Source organism: Pseudomonas pharyngis, assembly GCF_021602345.1.
GTDB lineage: Bacteria > Pseudomonadota > Gammaproteobacteria > Pseudomonadales > Pseudomonadaceae > Aquipseudomonas > Aquipseudomonas pharyngis.
In genome coordinates, this window is record NZ_BQID01000016.1 from 45976 (window position 1) to 64433 (window position 18458).

General features: G+C 60.2%; 18 protein-coding genes. 6 read left to right on the forward strand and 12 right to left on the reverse strand.

Annotated features, from left to right (window positions below; genetic code table 11):
• Both L6D74_RS25340 and L6D74_RS25345 read right to left on the reverse strand, forming a co-directional pair.
• A complete protein-coding gene (locus tag L6D74_RS25340) occupies window positions 1-951 on the reverse strand; it encodes a YihY/virulence factor BrkB family protein (RefSeq protein ID WP_039766115.1) in 951 nt (316 codons plus the stop codon).
• A gap of 177 nt (window positions 952-1128) precedes the next feature.
• Window positions 1129-1320: a CsbD family protein gene (locus L6D74_RS25345; protein ID WP_064598911.1), complete on the reverse strand. Its 192-nt coding sequence runs from the start codon at window positions 1318-1320 to the stop codon at window positions 1129-1131.
• 197 nt (window positions 1321-1517) lie between these two features.
• Between L6D74_RS25345 and L6D74_RS25350 the strand changes: the two genes are divergently transcribed.
• Window positions 1518-1895, forward strand: a complete 378-nt coding sequence (locus L6D74_RS25350; RefSeq protein ID WP_007951149.1) for a hypothetical protein — start codon at window positions 1518-1520, stop codon at window positions 1893-1895.
• Between the two features lie 237 nt (window positions 1896-2132).
• Here L6D74_RS25350 and fadD1 read toward each other — a convergent pair whose 3' ends face one another.
• Together fadD1 and fadD2 are read right to left on the reverse strand one after the other, a co-directional pair.
• A complete protein-coding gene (gene fadD1 / locus L6D74_RS25355; protein WP_074688296.1) occupies window positions 2133-3830 on the reverse strand; it encodes a long-chain-fatty-acid--CoA ligase FadD1 in 1698 nt (565 codons plus the stop codon).
• Window positions 3831-4176: 346 nt separating this feature from the next.
• Window positions 4177-5865: a long-chain-fatty-acid--CoA ligase FadD2 gene (gene fadD2 / locus L6D74_RS25360; protein ID WP_236190925.1), complete on the reverse strand. Its 1689-nt coding sequence runs from the start codon at window positions 5863-5865 to the stop codon at window positions 4177-4179.
• A 248-nt stretch (window positions 5866-6113) separates the two neighbouring features.
• On the opposite strand from fadD2, the gene L6D74_RS25365 reads away from it, so the two are divergent.
• Window positions 6114-7058, forward strand: a complete 945-nt coding sequence (locus L6D74_RS25365; protein ID WP_236190926.1) for an alpha/beta hydrolase — start codon at window positions 6114-6116, stop codon at window positions 7056-7058.
• A gap of 43 nt (window positions 7059-7101) precedes the next feature.
• The gene (locus tag L6D74_RS25370; RefSeq protein ID WP_003227420.1) at window positions 7102-7572 is read left to right on the forward strand and encodes a MaoC family dehydratase; all 471 of its coding nucleotides are present in this window, start codon (window positions 7102-7104) and stop codon (window positions 7570-7572) included.
• Between the two features lie 69 nt (window positions 7573-7641).
• Here L6D74_RS25370 and L6D74_RS25375 read toward each other — a convergent pair whose 3' ends face one another.
• Complete coding sequence (locus L6D74_RS25375; protein WP_064598919.1) at window positions 7642-8109, reverse strand: ferritin-like domain-containing protein; 468 nt, start codon at window positions 8107-8109, stop codon at window positions 7642-7644.
• 204 nt (window positions 8110-8313) lie between these two features.
• On the opposite strand from L6D74_RS25375, the gene L6D74_RS25380 reads away from it, so the two are divergent.
• Both L6D74_RS25380 and L6D74_RS25385 read left to right on the forward strand, forming a co-directional pair.
• Complete coding sequence (locus tag L6D74_RS25380) at window positions 8314-8550, forward strand: DUF3820 family protein (protein WP_003213031.1); 237 nt, start codon at window positions 8314-8316, stop codon at window positions 8548-8550.
• Between the two features lie 30 nt (window positions 8551-8580).
• Complete coding sequence (locus L6D74_RS25385) at window positions 8581-9762, forward strand: aminotransferase class V-fold PLP-dependent enzyme (protein ID WP_236190927.1); 1182 nt, start codon at window positions 8581-8583, stop codon at window positions 9760-9762.
• Here L6D74_RS25385 and L6D74_RS25390 read toward each other — a convergent pair.
• The 4 genes from L6D74_RS25390 to zwf form a co-directional block, all read right to left on the reverse strand.
• On the reverse strand, window positions 9759-10475 hold the full coding sequence (locus L6D74_RS25390) for an intradiol ring-cleavage dioxygenase (protein ID WP_221397979.1): 717 nt from the start codon (window positions 10473-10475) through the stop codon (window positions 9759-9761). The two genes, L6D74_RS25385 and L6D74_RS25390, sit on opposite strands and share 4 nt — an antisense overlap.
• A 184-nt stretch (window positions 10476-10659) precedes the next feature.
• Window positions 10660-11325: a bifunctional 4-hydroxy-2-oxoglutarate aldolase/2-dehydro-3-deoxy-phosphogluconate aldolase gene (locus L6D74_RS25395; RefSeq protein ID WP_064598929.1), complete on the reverse strand. Its 666-nt coding sequence runs from the start codon at window positions 11323-11325 to the stop codon at window positions 10660-10662.
• 17 nt (window positions 11326-11342) lie between these two features.
• The gene (gene pgl, locus L6D74_RS25400; RefSeq protein ID WP_085647318.1) at window positions 11343-12056 is read right to left on the reverse strand and encodes a 6-phosphogluconolactonase; all 714 of its coding nucleotides are present in this window, start codon (window positions 12054-12056) and stop codon (window positions 11343-11345) included.
• A complete protein-coding gene (gene zwf, locus L6D74_RS25405) occupies window positions 12043-13509 on the reverse strand; it encodes a glucose-6-phosphate dehydrogenase (protein WP_007951158.1) in 1467 nt (488 codons plus the stop codon). The genes pgl and zwf overlap by 14 nt, the downstream gene beginning before the upstream one ends.
• A gap of 226 nt (window positions 13510-13735) precedes the next feature.
• Here zwf and L6D74_RS25410 point away from each other — a divergent pair, with 226 nt between their 5' ends.
• Window positions 13736-14596 (forward strand): MurR/RpiR family transcriptional regulator, encoded by an 861-nt coding sequence (locus tag L6D74_RS25410; protein ID WP_169842436.1) that lies wholly within the window; start codon window positions 13736-13738, stop codon window positions 14594-14596.
• A 249-nt stretch (window positions 14597-14845) separates the two neighbouring features.
• On the opposite strand, the gene L6D74_RS25415 is transcribed toward L6D74_RS25410, so the two are convergent.
• The 3 genes from L6D74_RS25415 to L6D74_RS25425 form a co-directional block, all read right to left on the reverse strand.
• On the reverse strand, window positions 14846-15700 hold the full coding sequence (locus L6D74_RS25415) for a D-hexose-6-phosphate mutarotase (protein ID WP_064598935.1): 855 nt from the start codon (window positions 15698-15700) through the stop codon (window positions 14846-14848).
• Window positions 15701-15816: 116 nt separating this feature from the next.
• Window positions 15817-17163 carry a carbohydrate porin gene (locus tag L6D74_RS25420; RefSeq protein WP_039766091.1) on the reverse strand — a complete coding sequence of 449 codons (1347 nt, stop codon included), beginning with the start codon at window positions 17161-17163 and terminating at the stop codon, window positions 15817-15819.
• Window positions 17164-17295: 132 nt separating this feature from the next.
• Window positions 17296-18456: an ABC transporter ATP-binding protein gene (locus L6D74_RS25425; RefSeq protein WP_236190929.1), complete on the reverse strand. Its 1161-nt coding sequence runs from the start codon at window positions 18454-18456 to the stop codon at window positions 17296-17298.
• Window positions 18457-18458 lie beyond the last annotated feature (2 nt).

The window sequence follows — 18458 nt, forward strand, 5'->3', positions numbered from 1 at the left end:
TCAGGCTTCGTCAGTGTTCGGCTTGAGCGAGTGATCGCGCCCGAGGCCGGAAACGTGTTGTTTGGGATGTTCATCGAGTTCGCCGGGGACTTTCTCGCCCGAATCCTTGCCCTCGCTGGACATGTGTTCGATCACCGCATTCATCTCCGCACCGAGCAACAACACGGCGGCGGAAATGTAGAAATACAGCAACAGCACGATGATCGCACCGATGCTGCCATACATGGCGTTGTAGTTGGCGAACGTCTTGACGTAGAACGCGAAGCCCAGGGACGCGATGATCCACACCACCACCGCCAGCACCGAGCCGGGGGTGATGAAACGGAATTCCTGTTTGACGTCGGGCATCACGTAGTAGATCAGCGCCACGGCCACCATCATCAGGATCACGATCACCGGCCAGCGGGCGATGGTCCACAGGGTGACGATGACTTCTTCGAGCCCGACCTGCGCGGCGATCCAGCCCATCACCTGCGGGCCGAGCACCATCAGCGCTGCGGCCACCAGCAACATGCCGGCAATGCCGACGGTGTAGATGATCGACAGCGGAAACCGCTTCCACAGGGGCCGGCCCTCGACCACGTCGTAGGCGGCGTTCATCGCGCTCATCATCAGGCGCACGCCGGCAGACGCGGTGTACAGGGCGATGACGATACCCACCGAAAGCAGGCCGCCCTTGGATTGCTGCAGTTGATCGATCACCGGGTTGACCTGCTCCAGCGCCTGGGGCGGCAACACCAGCTCCGATTGCAGGCGCAGCCAGGAGAAGAAGTCCGGCAGGTGCAGGAAACCGATCAGGGCAATCAGGAACAGAATGAACGGGAACAGCGAGAACAGCATCTGGTAGGCCAGTGCCGAGGCATAGGTCGACATCTCGTCGTCGACGAATTCGGTGACCGTGCGCACCATCACCCGGTGCAGGGGCAGACCTTTCATGTCCGGAAAAATCATTCGCGTCTCCTTTCGCCGCAAAACAGGTTGAAGTCGTGGCGACTCAGGGGCCGTTTTTCTCTTATCAAAGTAGCTTACTTGGCGACTTTGAAACACTGTGTTCCTTGACCGCATGTGAGCGGGATACGAAAACGGCCATCCTTGGATGGCCGCTTCGCTGTTTCGTTCAAGGCCTGATCAGGCCTTGTCGACGCCTTTCTTGACCGCGTCCTTGGCTTTGCCCACCGCTTGCTGGGCCTCGCCTTTCTTCTCTTGCACTTTGCCTTCGGCCTGCAGTTTAGTGTTATCGGTGGCTTTACCGACACCTTGCTTGACGTTGCCGACCGCTTCGTTGGCCATGCCTTTCACTTTATCGCTCGTGCTACCCATGGTGATTCTCCTTGGAACATTAACGGGAAAAGTCAGTACGTAATGATTGACTGACCCGGTTTGCGCCAAGTTTCATTTATTTTCAGGGCTTCATTTCGTCGCGGTGTGCAGGTTGGGCTTTATGTTTACGAGCGTACCCCCGAGAATGCCCATCAAAAGGGCGCCAGGCGCCACAGAACCGACCCCGCAGGAATGTTATGAAACTCGATAAAAAGCAGGCCATCGCCCGTCGCAACCAGGAATTGGGCGGTGCCGTGCTCGGCACCAACAACTGCCACTTCGCCGAACTGAACCGTAACCGCAACATCTGGTGGTTCGACCTGCCGGTGTCGCGCCTGGCGATCGGTCAGTACGAGTGGATCCACCTGTTGATGCACACCCCGGCCACCGACGAACTGCTGCATCTGAAAGTGCCGACCGTGTTCCTGCGCGAGAAACTCGAAGGCCTGGTGATCCGCAACGAAGGCAAACGCAAGGCTGCCCTGAGCCTGGAACTGAGCGCCGACAAGGACTCGTACCTGCAGGACATGCGCCCGGCGGGGACCAACGTGAACTTTGCGCCGTTCCGCCAGTAAGATTTCGGGGGCCCCTCCCCCCTCACCCTAGCCCTCTCCCAGAGGGAGAGGGGACCGACCGAGGTGATTGGACAAGGTACGTCGACCTGAGATATCGAGCCGAACTCGGGTTTTGAACAGCCCCCCGATCGGCTCCCTCTCCCTCGGGAGAGGGCTGGGGTGAGGGGCAGGTTCACCGCATAATCCAGGCTCTGCTCTGCACCAACAGAAAGCCCCGCATCTGCGGGGCTTTCTGTTTTACGCGGCGTTCTTCGCCTTGATCTTCTTCAGCTCTTCGTCACGCAGTTCGCGACGCAGGATCTTGCCGACGTTGGTGGTCGGCAACGCATCGCGGAACTCCACGGAACGCGGCACCTTGTAGCCGGTGACGTTGGCGCGCATGTGCTCCATCACCTGTTCCTTGGTCAGGGTGACACCCGGTTTGGCGACGATGAAGATCTTTATCGCCTCGCCGGATTTTTCGTCCGGAACGCCGATGGCTGCGCACTGCAACACGCCCGGCAGGGCCGCCAGCACGTCTTCCAGTTCGTTCGGATACACGTTGAAACCGGACACCAGAATCATGTCTTTCTTGCGATCGACGATGCGCATGTAGCCGTCCGGCTGGATCAGCGCGATGTCACCGGTCTTCAGCCAGCCTTCGCTGTCGAGCATTTCATCGGTGGCTTCCTGACGCTGCCAGTAGCCTTTCATCACTTGCGGGCCCTTTACGCACAGCTCGCCGATTTCGCCCAGCGGCTGCTCGACACCGGCGTCGTCAATGACTTTGCACAGGGTCGACGGCACCGGAATGCCGATGGTGCCGATCTGGATGTTCTGGATCGGGTTGACCGTGGCCACCGGGCTGGTTTCGGTCATGCCGTAACCTTCGCAGATCGGGCAACCGGTGACCGCTTTCCAACGCTCGGCTGCGGCCAGTTGCAGGGCCATGCCGCCGGACAGGGTGACTTTCAGCGCCGAGAAATCCAGCTTGCGGAAACCTTCGTTGTTGCACAGGGCCACGAACAGCGTGTTGAGGCCGACGAAACCGCTGAACTTCCACTTCGAGAGTTCCTTGACCATCGCCGGCAGGTCGCGCGGGTTGCTGATCAGGATGTTGTGGTTGCCGATCAGCATCATCGCCATGCAATGAAAGGTGAACGCATAGATGTGGTACAGCGGCAGTGGCGTGATCAGGATCTCGCAACCTTCATTGAGGTTGGAGCCCATCAGCGCCTTGCACTGCAGCATGTTGGCGACCAGGTTGCGATGAGTGAGCATCGCGCCCTTGGCCACGCCGGTGGTGCCGCCGGTGTATTGCAGCACCGCGACGTCGCCGCTGTCCGGGTTGGCTTCTGCCACCGGCTGGCCCTGGCCCTTGCTCAGCACGTCGTTGAACTTGACGGCTTTTGGCAGGTGATAGGCCGGGACCATTTTTTTCACGTACTTGATGACGCTGTTGATCAACAGGCGCTTGATCGGCGGCAGCAGGTCGGCGACTTCGGTGACGATGACGTGTTTGACGCCGGTTTTCGGCACCACGGCTTCGGCCAGGTGCGCCATGTTCGCCAGGCACACCAGCGCCTTGGCACCGGAGTCGTTGAATTGGTGTTCCATTTCCCGCGCGGTGTACAGCGGGTTGGTGTTGACCACGATCAGCCCGGCACGGATGGCACCGAAGACGGCGACCGGGTACTGCAACACGTTGGGCAGTTGCACGGCGATTCGATCACCGGGCTGCAAATCGGTATGCTGTTGCAGATAAGCGGCAAACGCACCGGACAATTCGTACAGTTCACCGTAGGTGATGGTCTTGCCCAGGTTGCTGAACGCCGGTTTGTCGGCGAAGCGTTGGCAGGATTGCTTCAACACTGCCTGAATATTCGGGTACTCGTCTGGATTGATGTCGGCAGCAATTCCAGCGGGGTACTTATCCTTCCAAAAGTCTTCGATCATGGAAGCCCACTCCTCAGCAACGCGAATTCAGCACCGCATTTGATGCGATTATTATTGGTGTTTGTTTATTGGTGAGTCTGGCTTTTTACAAGGCCGAGAAGTCACAAAGCGCGCCGAGAGTAGCAGCTTTGCCAAGGGTCGACTAGAGCCAAAAGCGGCCCCTACAGTCATTTTCATGACTCAAGAACTACTGGCAGTCATTTTAGAGCAAAAATCCTATAACACCTTGAAAGTCCCGGTTTTCGGGGGCTTGAAACAAAAAAATCGCGAGCGGGCTCGCTTCCACAGGTTCACTGATGATCCTGTGGGAGCGAGCCCGCTCGCGATAGAGTGAAGCGCAATTCTTTTATGCGATATCGCGTAACTCTCTGCGCAGAATTTTCCCGACAGGCGTCATCGGCAACGACTCACGCAGCACGATGTGTTTTGGCACCTTGTAAGCGGTGAAATTTTCTTTGCAGTAGGCCTTCAGCTCTTCCAGGCTGACTCCGGTTTCCCGCGCCACCACAAACAGCTTCACCGCCTCGCCGGAGCGCTCGTCCGGCACGCCGATCACTGCGCAGTTGGCAACTTTCGGGTGGGCCATCACCACGTCTTCGATTTCGTTCGGATACACGTTGAAACCGGAGACGATGATCATGTCTTTCTTGCGGTCGACGATGCGCACGAAACCGTCCGGGTCGATGACTGCAATGTCGCCGGACTTGAACCAGCCCTCGGCATCCAGCACTTCGGCGGTGGCCTCGGGCTTGTTCCAGTAGCCCTTCATGATCTGCGGGCCCTTGATGCACAACTCGCCGCGCTCGCCCAGGGGCTGCTCGACGCCGTCGTCGTTGATGATCTTCAACAAGGTGCCCGGCACCGGCAGGCCGACCGTGCCGATCCGCGACAGCTCGCCGTACGGGTTGGTGCAGGCCACCGGCGAGGTTTCGGTCAGGCCGTAACCTTCGGTAATCCGGCAACCGGTGATCTGCTCCCAACGCTCGGCGGTGGCCTTGACCAGCGCGGTGCCGCCGGAGTTGGTGAGCTTGAGGGTGGAGAAATCCAGGGTCTTGAAGTCCGGGTGATCCATCAGCGCGACAAACAGCGTGTTGAGCCCCAGCAGCGCCGAGAACTTCCAGTTCTTCAGCTCCTTGATGAAGCCGCCGATGTCACGCGGGTTGGTGATCAGTACGTTGTGGTTGCCCGACACCATCATGCACATGCAATTCGCGGTGAAGGCATAGATGTGGTAAAGCGGCAGCGGCGCAATCATCACCTCCTGCCCTTCGCGCAACAGCGGCTGGCCGTCGCTGCCGAACTGACCAAGGCAGGCGCGCACCTGCTGCATGTTCGCCACCAGATTGCCGTGGGTGAGCATCGCGCCCTTGGCCAGGCCGGTGGTGCCGCCGGTGTATTGCAGGACGGCGATGTCATCCAGGCCGACCTTCAACGGCTTGATGCCCAGGCCCCGCCCCATGCGCAACGCGCTCTTGAAGGAAATCGCCTGGGGCAGCGAATACGCCGGCACCATCTTCTTCACTTTGCTGACCACAGTGTTGACCAGCCAGCCCTTGGCGGTGGGCATCAGGTCGCCCATCTTCGCTTCGATCAGATACTGGATGTCGGTGTCCGGCAGCACTTCCTGGACCTTCTGGCCGAACATGTTCAGGTACACCAGCGCCCGGGCGCCGGAGTCCTTGAACTGGTGACGCATCTCCCGCGCGGTGTACAGCGGGTTGGTGTTGACCACGATCAGCCCGGCGCGCAACGCGCCGAACACGGCAATCGGATAATGCAGGACGTTGGGCATCTGCACCGCGATGCGATCCCCCGGCGCCAGATCGGTGTGGGCTTGCAAATAACCGGCGAACGCGGCGCTCTGGCGCTCCAGCTCGGCGTAGGTCAGGGTCACGCCCATGTTGCTGAACGCCGGGCGATCAGCGAATTTCTTGCAGGAACGCTCGAACACCTCGATCACCGACTTGAACTCACCCGCGTCGATGTCCAGGGGTACGCCCGCCGGGCGTTTGTCATTCCAGAAATCAGGTTGCATTGTTCTTGTCCTCTTTACCTGAGCCGATCCGGGGCCGCTTCGCTGTCATTTCTTTCGGTCCCTGAAAAAGCCGAGAGCAAAAAGCGGGGCTTCACGGACACTAGCAGCTATGGTCAATCAGGCAAATATGGGCAAGCTCGTCATTGATCGTGTGAATCTTCCTGCCGTGGCGTGAGCTGATCGGACGCGCTATACAATGCAAGCTCTGCAAGACGCTTGAGCAAAAACAGGCCGCAAAAGGAATCGCCATGATCCACGACACCTTCTGGCTGGACGCGAGTGACCGCAGCCGCCTCTTCGTCAACCTGTGGCTGCCGAACGCGCCGCTGAAAGCGGTGATTCTGCTGGCCCACGGCATGGCGGAACACAGCGCCCGCTACGCTCGGCTGGCAGAGGCGTTCTGCGCCGAAGGCTACGGTGTGTACGCACCCGATCAGCGCGGCCATGGCAAAACGGCCGATCATGGGACGCTCGGGCACTTCGCTGACGACGACGGCTGGTGCAAGGTGGTTGGGGATCTCGCCAGCCTCAACCAGTTCCTCGGCCAACGTCATTCGGGCGTGCCGATCGTGCTGCTCGGGCACAGCATGGGCAGTTACATTGCCCAGGCTTATCTGCTGCATCACAGCGCCAGCCTGCATGGCGCGATTCTCAGCGGCTCGAATTTCCAGCCGGTTGCGCTGTACCGCGCGGCCCGGCAGATCGCCCGGTTTGAAAAGCTGCGCCAGGGCGCCAAGGGTCGCAGCGCGCTGATCGAATGGCTGTCGTTCGGCTCGTTCAACAATAAATTCAAACCGGCGCGCACCGCGTTTGACTGGCTGAGTCGCGACCCGGTCGAGGTCGACAAGTACGCCACCGACCCGCTGTGCGGCTTTCGCTGCACCAATCAGTTGTGGATCGACTTGCTCGGCGGGTTGCAGCAAATCAGCAAAGCGTCCAATCTCGCCCAGATTGATCCGGGCCTGCCGCTGCTGGTGATCGGCGGCGAATGTGATCCGGTGAGCGAAGGCAAGCGTCTGACTGATCTGGCCAATGCCTTGCGCGCGGCCGGCAGCCAGAACCTGCAACTCACGATCTACCCGCAGGCGCGGCACGAATTGTTCAACGAGAGCAACCGCGACGAAGTGACCGCCGATGTGCTGGCCTGGATCGACCAGGCCTTGAGCCATCGCCGGCCGCACCGCAGCGAATAATTTTTTTGTGGATTCATTTCATCCGTCACAGGAATTCAGACCCATGACCCAGGTTACCAACATCCCTTACGAAGCCCTCGAAGTGGGCCAGACCGCGAGCTACAGCAAGACTGTCGAGGAACGCGACATTCAGCTGTTCGCCGCGATGTCCGGTGACCACAACCCGGTGCACCTGGACGCCGAGTTCGCCGCCGCCAGCATGTTCAAGGAACGCATCGCCCACGGCATGTTCAGCGGTGCGCTGATCAGTGCGGCCGTGGCTTGCGAGCTGCCTGGACCGGGCACCATTTATATTGGCCAGCAGATGAGCTTCCAGAAGCCGGTGAAGATCGGCGACACCCTGACAGTACGTCTGGAGATTCTGGAGAAACTGCCGAAATTCCGCGTGCGTATTGCCACGCGCGTATTCAACCAGCGCGATGAGCTGGTGGTGGACGGCGAGGCCGAGATCCTGGCGCCGCGCAAGCAACAGACCGTAACCCTCCCGACGTTGCCGGCCATCAGCATCGGCTGATCGTCCTCGGTTAAATCCGGGCACAAAAAAACGCCAGACCAGCTGGCGTTTTTTGTGGGCTTCGAACGCTTACGAGCGTGCGCGAGCCTGGTTACGCAGCGCCTTCACCTGATCGTGATTGCGTTGCACACCGTGGTACTGACGCTCCACCAGGTCACGAATGCCGACCAGGTTGTGCTTGTTGATCTTCTCGATCGCTTCACGGTAAGCCTTCAGGGCGTGGTCTTCACCGCGCTCGGCTTCGTTGAGCACAGCCTCTTCGTCCTTGCCGGTGAACATCGCTTTGACGTCGACCCAGCGACGGTGCAGATCACCGCTGACGCTGGTCGAGGTTTCCGGATCGCCGCCCATCGAACGCACGGCCGCCTGCAACTCGGCCGCCGCCGTGGCGCAATCGGCAGAGCGCTGGGTGAACAGGGCTTTCAGTTCTGGGTGCTTGATGTCTTCAGCGCAGGTCTTGAAGCCTTCCTGACCGTCCTTGCTGGTTTCGATCAGGTCGTTGAGGACGGAGATGGCTTCTTTATTCATGTCAGTCATTTTTCAATTCCTTGCGTGGTGAAAGATGCAAGGAGTGTTGCAGTGGTCGTGCCAGCTTTTCGAAAAGAAATTAATCGTTAATTTTCAATGACTTAAAAATAAAACAAAATTCTGTATGCCTGTTATTTGCATGATCTGTCATTTGGCCTGCATGCAGAATGCCTGTATTTTCCAACGTGTTTTCAAACCCAGACGATTTCAACGATGAACCCTGAAAAGCTCGAACTGCTGATCACCCGCGAAATGCCCTTCGGCAAGTACAAGGGCCGGATCATTGCCGACCTGCCGGGCCCGTACCTGAACTGGTTCGCCCGGGAAGGTTTTCCCCATGGAGAACTGGGCGGGCTGCTGGCATTGATGCAGGAAATCGATCACAACGGCCTGTCGGAACTGCTCGAACCGCTGCGCGCCAAACATGGCAAGCCTGCCCCGCGCCACTGAGGCGTCATCCTGATCCGAGTCGAGTCGACCATGCCCGATAACACCCGCCGCGCCCGAGACGAAGCCTTCTGGCAAACCTTCGCCGACCGTTACGATCGCCACCCCGGCCCCGTGAACCTGGAGAACGGCTACTTCGGACGGATGTCGCGCACCGTGATCGAGGAGTATCAGCGCAACGTCGAGCTGATCAACAACAGCAACTCGATCTACGTGCGCCAACGTTTCGAACAGCACGACCTCCTCGACATCCGCGCGCAACTGGCCGAGCTGATCGGCGTCCGCGCGCAAAGCGTGGCGTTTACCCACAACGCCACTGCCGGCCTGCAATCGCTGATCCGCAACTACAACCGCCTGCAGCCAGGCGACCAGGTGCTGATCTGCGATCTGGAGTACGACACGGTCAAGGGCGCCATGCGCTGGCTGGCGCAGCATCGCGGGGTCGAGGTGATCGAGATCGAGCACGCCCACCCGGCCAGCTTCGACAGCCTGCTGGCGACTTACCGCGAAGCCTTTACCCGCTATCCCAAGCTCAGGCTGATGGCTTTGACTCACGTCACCCACCGCACCGGGCTGGTAATGCCGGTGCAGGCCATTGCCTCGCTGGCCAAGGAGCATGGCGTCGATATCATCCTTGATGGCGCCCATGCTCTCGGGCAGATCGAGTTCGACCTCGAAGCGTTGGGCATCGCCTTCGCCGGGTACAACCTGCACAAGTGGATCGGCTCGCCGCTGACCCTCGGCTTTATCTACATTGCACCGCAGCGCCTGGCCGACATCGACCCGGACATGGGCGAGATGCATTTTTCGGCTGACGACATCCGTTCGCGCACGCCTTACAGCACGCCGAACATTCCGGCGTTGATGACCTTGCCACTGGTGTTCGAGGAACACCGCGCACTGGGTGGCGCGGCCGCCAAAGGCGCGCGGATGAATTACTTGCGCAACCTGTGGGTGAGCGCCGTGCGCAATCTGCCGGGCATCGAAGTCACGACCCCGGACGATCCGCGTCTGTATTGCGGCATCACCTCGCTACGCTTTACCCGTCATGCCGACCAGCAGGCGATGGTCGAACGCCTGCTCAACGACTACAACCTGTTCACCGTGGTGCGCAACGGCGCGGCCTGTGGGCCATGCATCCGTATCACGCCGTCGCTGACCACCACGGCGACGGAAATCCAGCTGCTGGTTCAGGCGCTGAACGAACTGCGTTAAACCGTGTACTTGTCGAAGTCCTCGGGCTTGATCTGCGACGACACCGCAAAGGTGTCGATGCCGATCGTGAGGTGGCCAAAGTAGCCGTCCTCGTGCGAGTCGCGGCCGATCGGCCAGACGGTCAGGGTCGATGCTTCTCCGCCCATAGTGGTGTAGTAGGCATCGTCGGCGTTACACACCGGCGCCGAGCCTCGCCCGCGATAGGCCTTGTTGTTGAGCACGCCGCGGGAGACCACCTCCGGGAAATACAGTTGGCCGACCCAGGCTACATTGCGCTCCTCCAGATATTCATTGCCGGCAACGATGCGCACCGCCACGTGAATGTGCAGGGCTCGCCCGGCGTAGAAACCCGGATAGATCGTGGTGAAGCGCACCCTGCCCTTGTGGTCGCTGAACTGACCGCCGCGCAGGTAGGTGTCATCGTCGGTTCGCGGGATCGAGCCGATATCCTCGACGTCGACTTCCAGATCCGGGTTGACCCGACTCCAGCCGGAATACGCGCCGCGTGCGTTGCAGTGCCAGATATCCACCAGCGCACCACTGACCGGCTCGGCGGTCATGGCATCGACGATGGTCAGGCGCAGCAGCAACGGCAGGCCCTCGGCGCCTTCGCTGATGTTGCGGCGCAGCAGTTTGGGATTGCGAAAATAAGGCCCCGCGACTTGCTCGGGGGCCAGTTGATAAACCGATGGAGCTGAAGACTGGTTGTCCATGACGCATTCTCTCTTCCATAAGATGAACGCAGGTTAGCGCCACACGCGAGGCCGGGTGCGGTAACTATGTATCTCGAGATAACGAAGGTTTTTTCGGGCAAAAAAAAACGGCGCACCGACCAAGCGCACCGTTAAAGCCGTAGAACACACAACGAAGTGTAGGGTTGCAACTAATTGAAAAGTATCAGTCCAGCAGCGCCAACGCCTCGGCAGTGCATTCCTGAATGCGGGCCCAGTCGCCGTTCTTGATCCACTCCGGATCGAGCATCCAGCTACCGCCCACGCACATGACGTTTTTCAGCGCCATGTAGCTCTTGATGTTGGCCGGGCCGACGCCGCCGGTCGGGCAGAATTTCACTTCGCCAAACGGGCCGCCGAGGGCCTTGATTGCCGCTACGCCACCGCTGACTTCAGCCGGGAACAGCTTGAAGCGGCGATAACCCAGGCCATAACCTTCCATGATGCCGGAGGCATTGCTGATGCCCGGCAGCAGCGGGATCGGGCTTTCGACACTGGCTTCCAGCAGGTCACGGGTGATGCCCGGGGTGACGATGAATTGCGAACCGGCGGCTTCGGCCGCGGCCAGCATGTTGCGGTCGAGCACGGTGCCGGCACCGGTCACCAGTTCCGGGCGCTGTTCGCGCAGGATCTGGATCGCCTTGAGGCCGAACTGCGAACGCAGAGTCACTTCCAGCGCGGTCAGACCGCCGGCAGCCAGAGCGTCGGCCAACGGCAGCACGTCCTGTTCACGGGCGATGGTGATCACCGGCAGGATCCGCGCCTTGGCGCAGAGGCTGTCGATCAGGGCAACTTTGTCCGCCATGGAAACGGTCGGGGATGGAATTGTCATAGCGGCTGTTCCTTGGCTCATGGGCACCAGTAAATCTCTAACGTAGGTTGCAGAAACGCGCGAACCGGCATGGCGGCGACGTCGTTGGATGCCAGTGCGGCATTCAGGGTGGTCAGTTTCGACTGACCGGAAATCGACAAAATCTTGTACCGCGCCGAGGCCAGCAGCGCCCGGCTCATGGTCAGGCGCTGGCGTGGCACGCTTGGTGCGAGCATCGGCCAGCAACGACGGGTGCCGTCGGCTTGCAGGGCTTCGGCCAGGTTCGGGCTGTCCGGGAACAGCGACGCGGTGTGACCGTCATCACCCATGCCCAGCACCAGCACGTCAATGGGCGGCAATTCGGCGAGCAAACGATCAGCCTGCTCCGCAGCCTGCTCGACGTTGGCCGCCGCGCTGTAGAGGCTGAGGAACTGCGCCTTGGCCGCCGGGCCCTTGAGCAGATATTGCTTGAGCAGACCGGCGTTGCTGTCGGCATGTTCGACCGGTACCCAGCGTTCGTCGGCCAGGGTCACGACGACCTTCGACCAGTCCAGTTCCTGCTTGGCCAGGTGCTGGAAAAACGCCACCGGGCTACGACCGCCGGACACCACCAGCACGGCGTTGCCACGTGCCGCCAGCGCTTCGCTCAACTGCTTGGCGACATTCAGCGCCAGGCCTTCGGCGAGCAGCACCGGGCTCTTGAATTCGCGGGCATTCACGCCCTCGGGCAGTTTCACATCAGATATCGCCATACCACGACCTCCCGTCCCGCGTGATCAATGCAATGGAGCTCATCGGCCCCCACGACCCGGCCGCATACGGCTTGGGCGCGTCACCGGATTTTTTCCACCCGGCGATCAGCTGGTCACACCATTTCCACGCGGCTTCGATTTCATCTTTACGGACAAACAGGTTCTGATTGCCGTTCATCACTTCCAGCAACAAACGCTCGTAGGCATCGGGGATCCGAGCGCTGCGCCAGGTGTCGGAAAAATTCAGTTGCAGCGGACCGCTGCGCAGTTGCATGCCCTTGTCCAGGCCTTGCTCCTTGGTCATCACGCGCAAGGAAATGCCTTCGTCCGGTTGCAGGCGGATGATCAGTTTGTTGCTGATCTGCAGGCGCTGTTCGGGGGCGAAGATGTAGTGCGACGGTTCCTTGAAGTGGATGACGATCTGCGACAGTTTCTGCGGCATGCGCTTGCCGGTGCGCAGGTAGAACGGCACGCCGGCCCAGCGCCAGTTGCGGATGTCGGCACGCAGCGCGACGAAGGTTTCGGTGTCGCTCTGGGCGTTGGAATTCGGCTCTTCGAGGTAGCCCGGCACGGACTTGCCTTCACTGTGCCCGGCGATGTACTGGCCGCGCACCACCTGCGTGGTCAGGCCTTCCGGACTGATCGGCGCCAGGGCCTTGAGCACCTTGACCTTCTCGTCGCGGATGCTATCGGCGGACAGGTCGGCCGGCGGATCCATGGCGATCAGGCAGAGCAGTTGCAGCAGGTGGTTCTGGATCATGTCCCGCAGTTGGCCGGCCTTGTCGAAGTAACCCCAACGGCCTTCGATGCCGACCTTTTCGGCCACGGTGATTTCCACGTGGGAGATGTAGTTCTGGTTCCACTGGGTTTCGAACAGGCTGTTGGCGAAACGCAGGGCGATCAGGTTCTGAACGGTTTCTTTGCCCAGGTAGTGGTCGATGCGGTAGGTGCGGTTCTCCGGGAAGAACTGCGCCACGGCGTCGTTGACCTTGCGCGAGGATTCCAGGTCGGAGCCGATCGGTTTTTCCAGCACCACGCGGGTGTTTTCCGCCAGACCGACTTTCGCCAGGTTCTCGCAGATCGCGCCGTACACCGCCGCCGGAGTGGCGAAGTAGGCAATCATGCGCTGCGTGCTGCCGGCCAGTTCGGCCAGCGCCACATAATCTTCAGCCTTGAGGAAGTCGACGTGCAGATAAGTCAGGCGTGCCAGAAAGCGCTCGGCCACGGCCTCGTCCAGCTCCTTGCCCACGTAACGGCGCAGCTCGGCGGCGATGAACGCCAGGTGCTGCTGCTCGGTGCCCGCCTCACGGGCCAGTGCAATAATGCGCGTGTCCTCGTGCAGCAGGCCGGCGCCATCAAGGTGATAAAGGGCAGGAAACAGCTTGCGCAGGGCCAGATCGCCCAAGGCGCCGAACAAGGCGAAGGTGCACGGTTCAACCGTAATCGAAGGCATGATGTTTGTTCTTTTATCAAGTTAAGCTACAAATACCTTTTTTCAAGGCATCACTCAAGGGAAAATGTAGTAATAACCACAACATTTTCGCAAAATACAGATTCCGAGTGGTGGTCGGTCGGAGCCATCAGTAGGATAGGCCACCGTCACGGGCCACATCAAAGGCCCAATTTGCATAGCCGCGCGCTTATCGGCGCCGGTGAATCTAGGAATTCTTATGGACCGCGTGCGAAATTTACTGGAACAGATCCAGAGTCGCCTTGAAGAGCTGAACAAGGCCGAACGCAAAGTCGCTGAAGTGATCCTGCTCAACCCACAGCAGGCCACCCGCTTCAGCATCGCCGCCCTCGCCCAAGCGGCGTCGGTCAGTGAACCGACGGTCAACCGTTTCTGCCGTTCGTTCGGCGTCAGCGGCTACCCCGAACTCAAGTTGCAACTGGCGCAGAGCCTGGCCAGCGGCGCGGCCTATGTCAGCCGCGCAGTGGAAGCTGACGACAATCCCGAGGCCTATACGCAGAAGATTTTCGGCAGTGCGATCGCCTCGCTGGACAGCGCGTGCCAGGCACTGGACCCGAACCTGATCAGCCGCGCCGTCGACCTGTTGATCCAGGCCCGGCAGATTCACTTCTTCGGCCTGGGTGCTTCGGCTCCAGTGGCTTTGGATGCACAGCACAAGTTCTTCCGCTTCAATCTGGCGGTGACCGCCCACGCCGATGTGCTGATGCAACGGATGATTGCCTCGGTGGCGCACACCGGCGAGCTGTTCGTGATCATTTCCTACACCGGCCGCACCCGCGAACTGGTGGAAGTGGCGCGCATCGCCCGGGAGAACGGCGCTTCGGTGCTGGGCCTGACGGCGGAGAACTCGCCGCTGGCCAAGGCCAGTACGCTGAGCCTGAACATTCCGCTGCCGGAAGACACCGACATCTATATGCCGATGACTTCGCGGATCATTCAGTTGACCGTGCTGGATGTACTGGCGACGGGGATGACCTTGCGTCGCGGGGTGGATTTCCAGCCGCATCTGCGCAAGATCAAAGAGAGCTTGAATGCGAGCCGGTATCCGGTTGGAGATGAGTTCAACTAAGGCGTTAAAAGCTTAAAAGCCAACCCTCATCGGAACGCCGCCCGCCCAGCCCTCTCCCGGAGGGAGAGGGGGCCGACGGTGTTGCCCTCAAAAGTTACATCGACCTGAACGATCAACGTTTCCTCTGGCTTGGCCAAGCCAAGATCACCGCTGTAGTCGCAAGTCGGTGTAAATAGCCAATCCAACTCGGTCAGTCCCCTCTCCCCCCGGGAGAGGGTTAGGGTGAGGGCAGCGGTCGAGCTGACACACTCAAGCCCCCGCCCACGCCTGCAAACTCAAATGCGCCTTCTCCCCCGGCGCCAGATGCAGGCTGTCGGTGCCACCCGCCGCCGCTTCAACACACACAAACTCCGAGATCTCATCCCAGGTCACGCCCAGCAATGGCCGCGCCCCCGGATGCCACACCACGGTGTCCGCGCTGTCACCGGTATCGATGCAGAGTTCGCGCTGCCAAGCGTGATCCTTGAGCTGTAATTCGCCGTCGTGCTGGAACACTCGCTGACAGCCACCATCGACCCGCAACTCGCCTTCCTGCTGGCAAACCTCACGGTTCAACTGGTCGTAACCCTGCGCCCCTTCGAGCCCAGACAGCGCTATCTCACTCACGTCACCAATACGCCAGTAAGCGTGCAAAGCCTGGCTCAACTGGCACGGCATGTCGTCCTGATGCTCGGTGCTCAGGCGCAATTCCATGCGTTCGCCCAGGTGCGCGTGCAGGTCCACCTGCCAGTCGCACAGCTGCAATTGCCAATGCAGGCGCACGCCGTCCTCGGCGCTGCTGCTGTCGAGCAGTTTCCAGTCCAGCAATCGCGCCCAGCCATGGGACGGCCACGCGTTTTCGCTCGGGTGACGGCCATACCACGGCCAGCACACCGGCACGCCACCGCGAATCGCGCCGACATGCGGCCACTTCGCCGCGCACCACAGCCAAGGTTTCTGCCCGCGCGGCTGAAAGTGCAGCAATTGCGCACCCTGACGACTGAACACCGCCTGACACAGCGGATGATCGATCACCAGCACATCGCGCATCTGATAGCGCTCCCAGGCGAACACCGGTCGTTCACGCAGGGATTTGAAGAAGCGTTGCAGCGGATGCTCATGCATGGGCCACGGTTCCAGATTCAACTTTCATGGGCTGCGACACCCCTTTCCAAAAAAAAGCGGACAGCCTTGGCTGTCCGCAAATATGCGCACATAGAGAGGAGCTTATCGCAGACGCGTCAGAACGTAGACTGAATTTTCAGGCCAGCGACCAAAGCGTTATCCACTTCATCCACACCGCCCGGATGAGTGATGTATTGCAGGTTCGGGCGCACGGTCAGCCAGTTGGTCACGTGGAAGCCGTAGTTGATCTCGTAGTTGTATTCGGTTTCACGAATCGGCGAGAACACCGGATTGTCGTAATCCGAAACACCGTTGGAGACGTTAAGCAGTTCGGCGTTTTTCTTCACGTCATCGTTGACGTGAATACGCGCAGCACCGATACCGAAGTCATCCTTCGGACGCGCATCGAACAGACCTTTGTACACAAACATCACGGACTGATAGTTGTCGATGAAGTTGGTGTCCTTGTCGTGGAACGTGGCGTTGGCAGCGATGCTCAGACCACGGCTCTTGTCACCGTTGTGGCTGGTGAGTTGCTGTTGCGCAACGAACCAGTAACCGTGCTTGCTGCTGTGAGTGCGGTAGGCATCACCGGTGGTCGCCGCGTCGAAACCGTTGACGTCCTCGCGAACGTCGTCGGCATCGGCCGTGCTCTTGTAGTAACCGACACGGTATTCGCCCGGCAGGCTGTTCGGGTTAGGCAACCAGACCAGTTCCACTGGCAATACGGTGCCTTTGGTGCCACTGCCGCTCAACTTGAAGCCGTTGCCATGTTCCAGCTGCGACGGGTTCTGGTTGTACGCACCGATCTGCGCGTAGAGTTCGTCGTTGATGTTGTATTTGACGCGAATGGCCGCCTGGCTGACCGGCCAGTTGTACCAGATGTTGGTCGCCCAGTTACCCACTTGCGAGCCGCAGAACGCCAGGTTCTGGAACTCGCACGGGAAGGTGTTGAAGTCTTCGCCTTCGCCGAAGTAACCGGCCTTGACGTCGAGTTTGTTGTCGAAGAACTGGTGTTTGATCCACAACTGGGTCAGCCGCACCATGTGACCACGACCGTAGACTTCCTGCGAGGAGCTGAGTGTCCCGGCACGCGGATCGCCAACACGGTCGTTGGAAATGTTTTCGCCATTACGGTTGGTCAGCTGGATCTTGGCCTGGGTGTTGTCCCAGCCCCACAGTTTTTGCAGGTCCAGCGCCACGCCCAGACCGAACTGGTCGGAGTAACGCGCCGTCTTGTCGTTGTTGTAGCCGCCGTGAAGGTTGCCGCCCACCTCACCGACGTAGTCCATCTTGATGTCGATGCCCTGCTCGATCAGCTTGGTCCGCTCGCCACCCCAGTCCCCGGTCATCCACTCCGAATCGGAGCTGAAAGCGTCAGCCGCGTGGACGCTGCCGGCCAGCATCATTGCCGCAACTGCTGACAACTGGCCGATTCGCTGAGCGTTGTTGTTCTTCTTCATCCCTACATCCTCGTTTTATTGTTATTAACTGTTCTTCTTATTTAACGCGGTTTACATCGGATGCGGCGCGCGACAGGCCACGCACCGCGTGCTCCCTGCGGGAACGGGCCTGCCCGCTCCCGCCTGTGTTCATCAGCGACCCTTGAACTGGGCCACGTTTGCGCTGTGCGGTTCGGCTTTCGGCAGGCCCGCAACCCCCAGGCGTTCGCCGGACTGGGCGTCGAACAGCAGCACTTTCGACGGATCGAACTGCAGGGTCAGGGTTTCGCCCACCTGCGGTGCCACATCCGGCGCCAGACGGCAGCAGACCTTGGTGTCGTTGAGGTTGACGAACACCAGGGTGTCCGGGCCGGTCGGCTCGGTGACCTGCACTTCAGCCTTGATGCTCGGCAGGCCATTGCCCTCGCCGTTCGCCAGCGCGATCTGCTCCGGGCGCAGGCCGAGGATCACTTCGCGGTCTTCGAGACCGGCGTCCTGCATCGCCATCGGCAATTCGCAACGGGCCTGGCCGCTGTCGAGCAGCGCCACCAGACGGCCGTCCTTGCGTTGCAGGCGCAGTGGAATGAAGTTCATCGGCGGCGAACCGATGAAGCTCGCCACGAACAGGTTGGCCGGGTCGTTGTAGATCTCTTTCGGCGTACCGAACTGCTGGATGATCCCGTCCTTCATCACCGCCACTTTGTCGCCCAGGGTCATCGCTTCGATCTGGTCGTGGGTCACGTAGACCGTGGTGGTTTTCAGGCGCTGGTGCATCAGTTTCATTTCAGTACGCATCTCGACGCGCAGCTTGGCGTCGAGGTTGGACAGCGGTTCGTCGAACAGGTAGATCTTCGGTCGACGCGCCAAGGCACGGCCCATCGCCACGCGCTGTTGCTGGCCGCCGGAGAGCTGGCCCGGCTTGCGATTGAGCAGGTGCTCGATCTGCAACAGCTTGGCCACGCGGGCGACTTCTTCGTCGATCGCCGACTGGCTCATCTTGCGGATCTTCAGACCGAACTCGATGTTCTCGCGCACGCTCATGGTCGGGTACAGCGCGTAGGACTGGAACACCATGGCGATGTCGCGATCTTTCGGGCTCATGCCGCTGACGTCCTGGTCGCCGATCATGATTGCGCCGCCGGTGATGGTTTCCAGGCCGGCGATGCAGTTCATCAGCGTCGACTTGCCGCAGCCCGAAGGCCCGACGAGGATCAGGAACTCACCGTCCTTGATCGACAGTTCGATGTTCTTCAGGGTGTCCGGCAGGCCGGCACCGTAGGTCTTGTTTACATTGCGAAGTTCGAGCGTAGCCATGA

Excerpts from the sequence above, each read along its gene's own strand:
- L6D74_RS25340 (WP_039766115.1), bottom strand. The coding sequence starts at position 951 with ATGATTTTTCCGGACATGAAAGGTCTGCCCCTGCACCGGGTGATGGTG.
- L6D74_RS25345 (WP_064598911.1), bottom strand. The coding sequence starts at position 1,320 with ATGGGTAGCACGAGCGATAAAGTGAAAGGCATGGCCAACGAAGCGGTC.
- L6D74_RS25350 (WP_007951149.1), top strand. The coding sequence starts at position 1,518 with ATGAAACTCGATAAAAAGCAGGCCATCGCCCGTCGCAACCAGGAATTG.
- fadD1 (WP_074688296.1), bottom strand. The coding sequence starts at position 3,830 with ATGATCGAAGACTTTTGGAAGGATAAGTACCCCGCTGGAATTGCTGCC.
- fadD2 (WP_236190925.1), bottom strand. The coding sequence starts at position 5,865 with ATGCAACCTGATTTCTGGAATGACAAACGCCCGGCGGGCGTACCCCTG.
- L6D74_RS25365 (WP_236190926.1), top strand. The coding sequence starts at position 6,114 with ATGATCCACGACACCTTCTGGCTGGACGCGAGTGACCGCAGCCGCCTC.
- L6D74_RS25370 (WP_003227420.1), top strand. The coding sequence starts at position 7,102 with ATGACCCAGGTTACCAACATCCCTTACGAAGCCCTCGAAGTGGGCCAG.
- L6D74_RS25375 (WP_064598919.1), bottom strand. The coding sequence starts at position 8,109 with ATGACTGACATGAATAAAGAAGCCATCTCCGTCCTCAACGACCTGATC.
- L6D74_RS25380 (WP_003213031.1), top strand. The coding sequence starts at position 8,314 with ATGAACCCTGAAAAGCTCGAACTGCTGATCACCCGCGAAATGCCCTTC.
- L6D74_RS25385 (WP_236190927.1), top strand. The coding sequence starts at position 8,581 with ATGCCCGATAACACCCGCCGCGCCCGAGACGAAGCCTTCTGGCAAACC.
- L6D74_RS25390 (WP_221397979.1), bottom strand. The coding sequence starts at position 10,475 with ATGGACAACCAGTCTTCAGCTCCATCGGTTTATCAACTGGCCCCCGAG.
- L6D74_RS25395 (WP_064598929.1), bottom strand. The coding sequence starts at position 11,325 with ATGACAATTCCATCCCCGACCGTTTCCATGGCGGACAAAGTTGCCCTG.
- pgl (WP_085647318.1), bottom strand. The coding sequence starts at position 12,056 with ATGGCGATATCTGATGTGAAACTGCCCGAGGGCGTGAATGCCCGCGAA.
- zwf (WP_007951158.1), bottom strand. The coding sequence starts at position 13,509 with ATGCCTTCGATTACGGTTGAACCGTGCACCTTCGCCTTGTTCGGCGCC.
- L6D74_RS25415 (WP_064598935.1), bottom strand. The coding sequence starts at position 15,700 with ATGCATGAGCATCCGCTGCAACGCTTCTTCAAATCCCTGCGTGAACGA.
- L6D74_RS25420 (WP_039766091.1), bottom strand. The coding sequence starts at position 17,163 with ATGAAGAAGAACAACAACGCTCAGCGAATCGGCCAGTTGTCAGCAGTT.
- L6D74_RS25425 (WP_236190929.1), bottom strand. The coding sequence starts at position 18,456 with ATGGCTACGCTCGAACTTCGCAATGTAAACAAGACCTACGGTGCCGGC.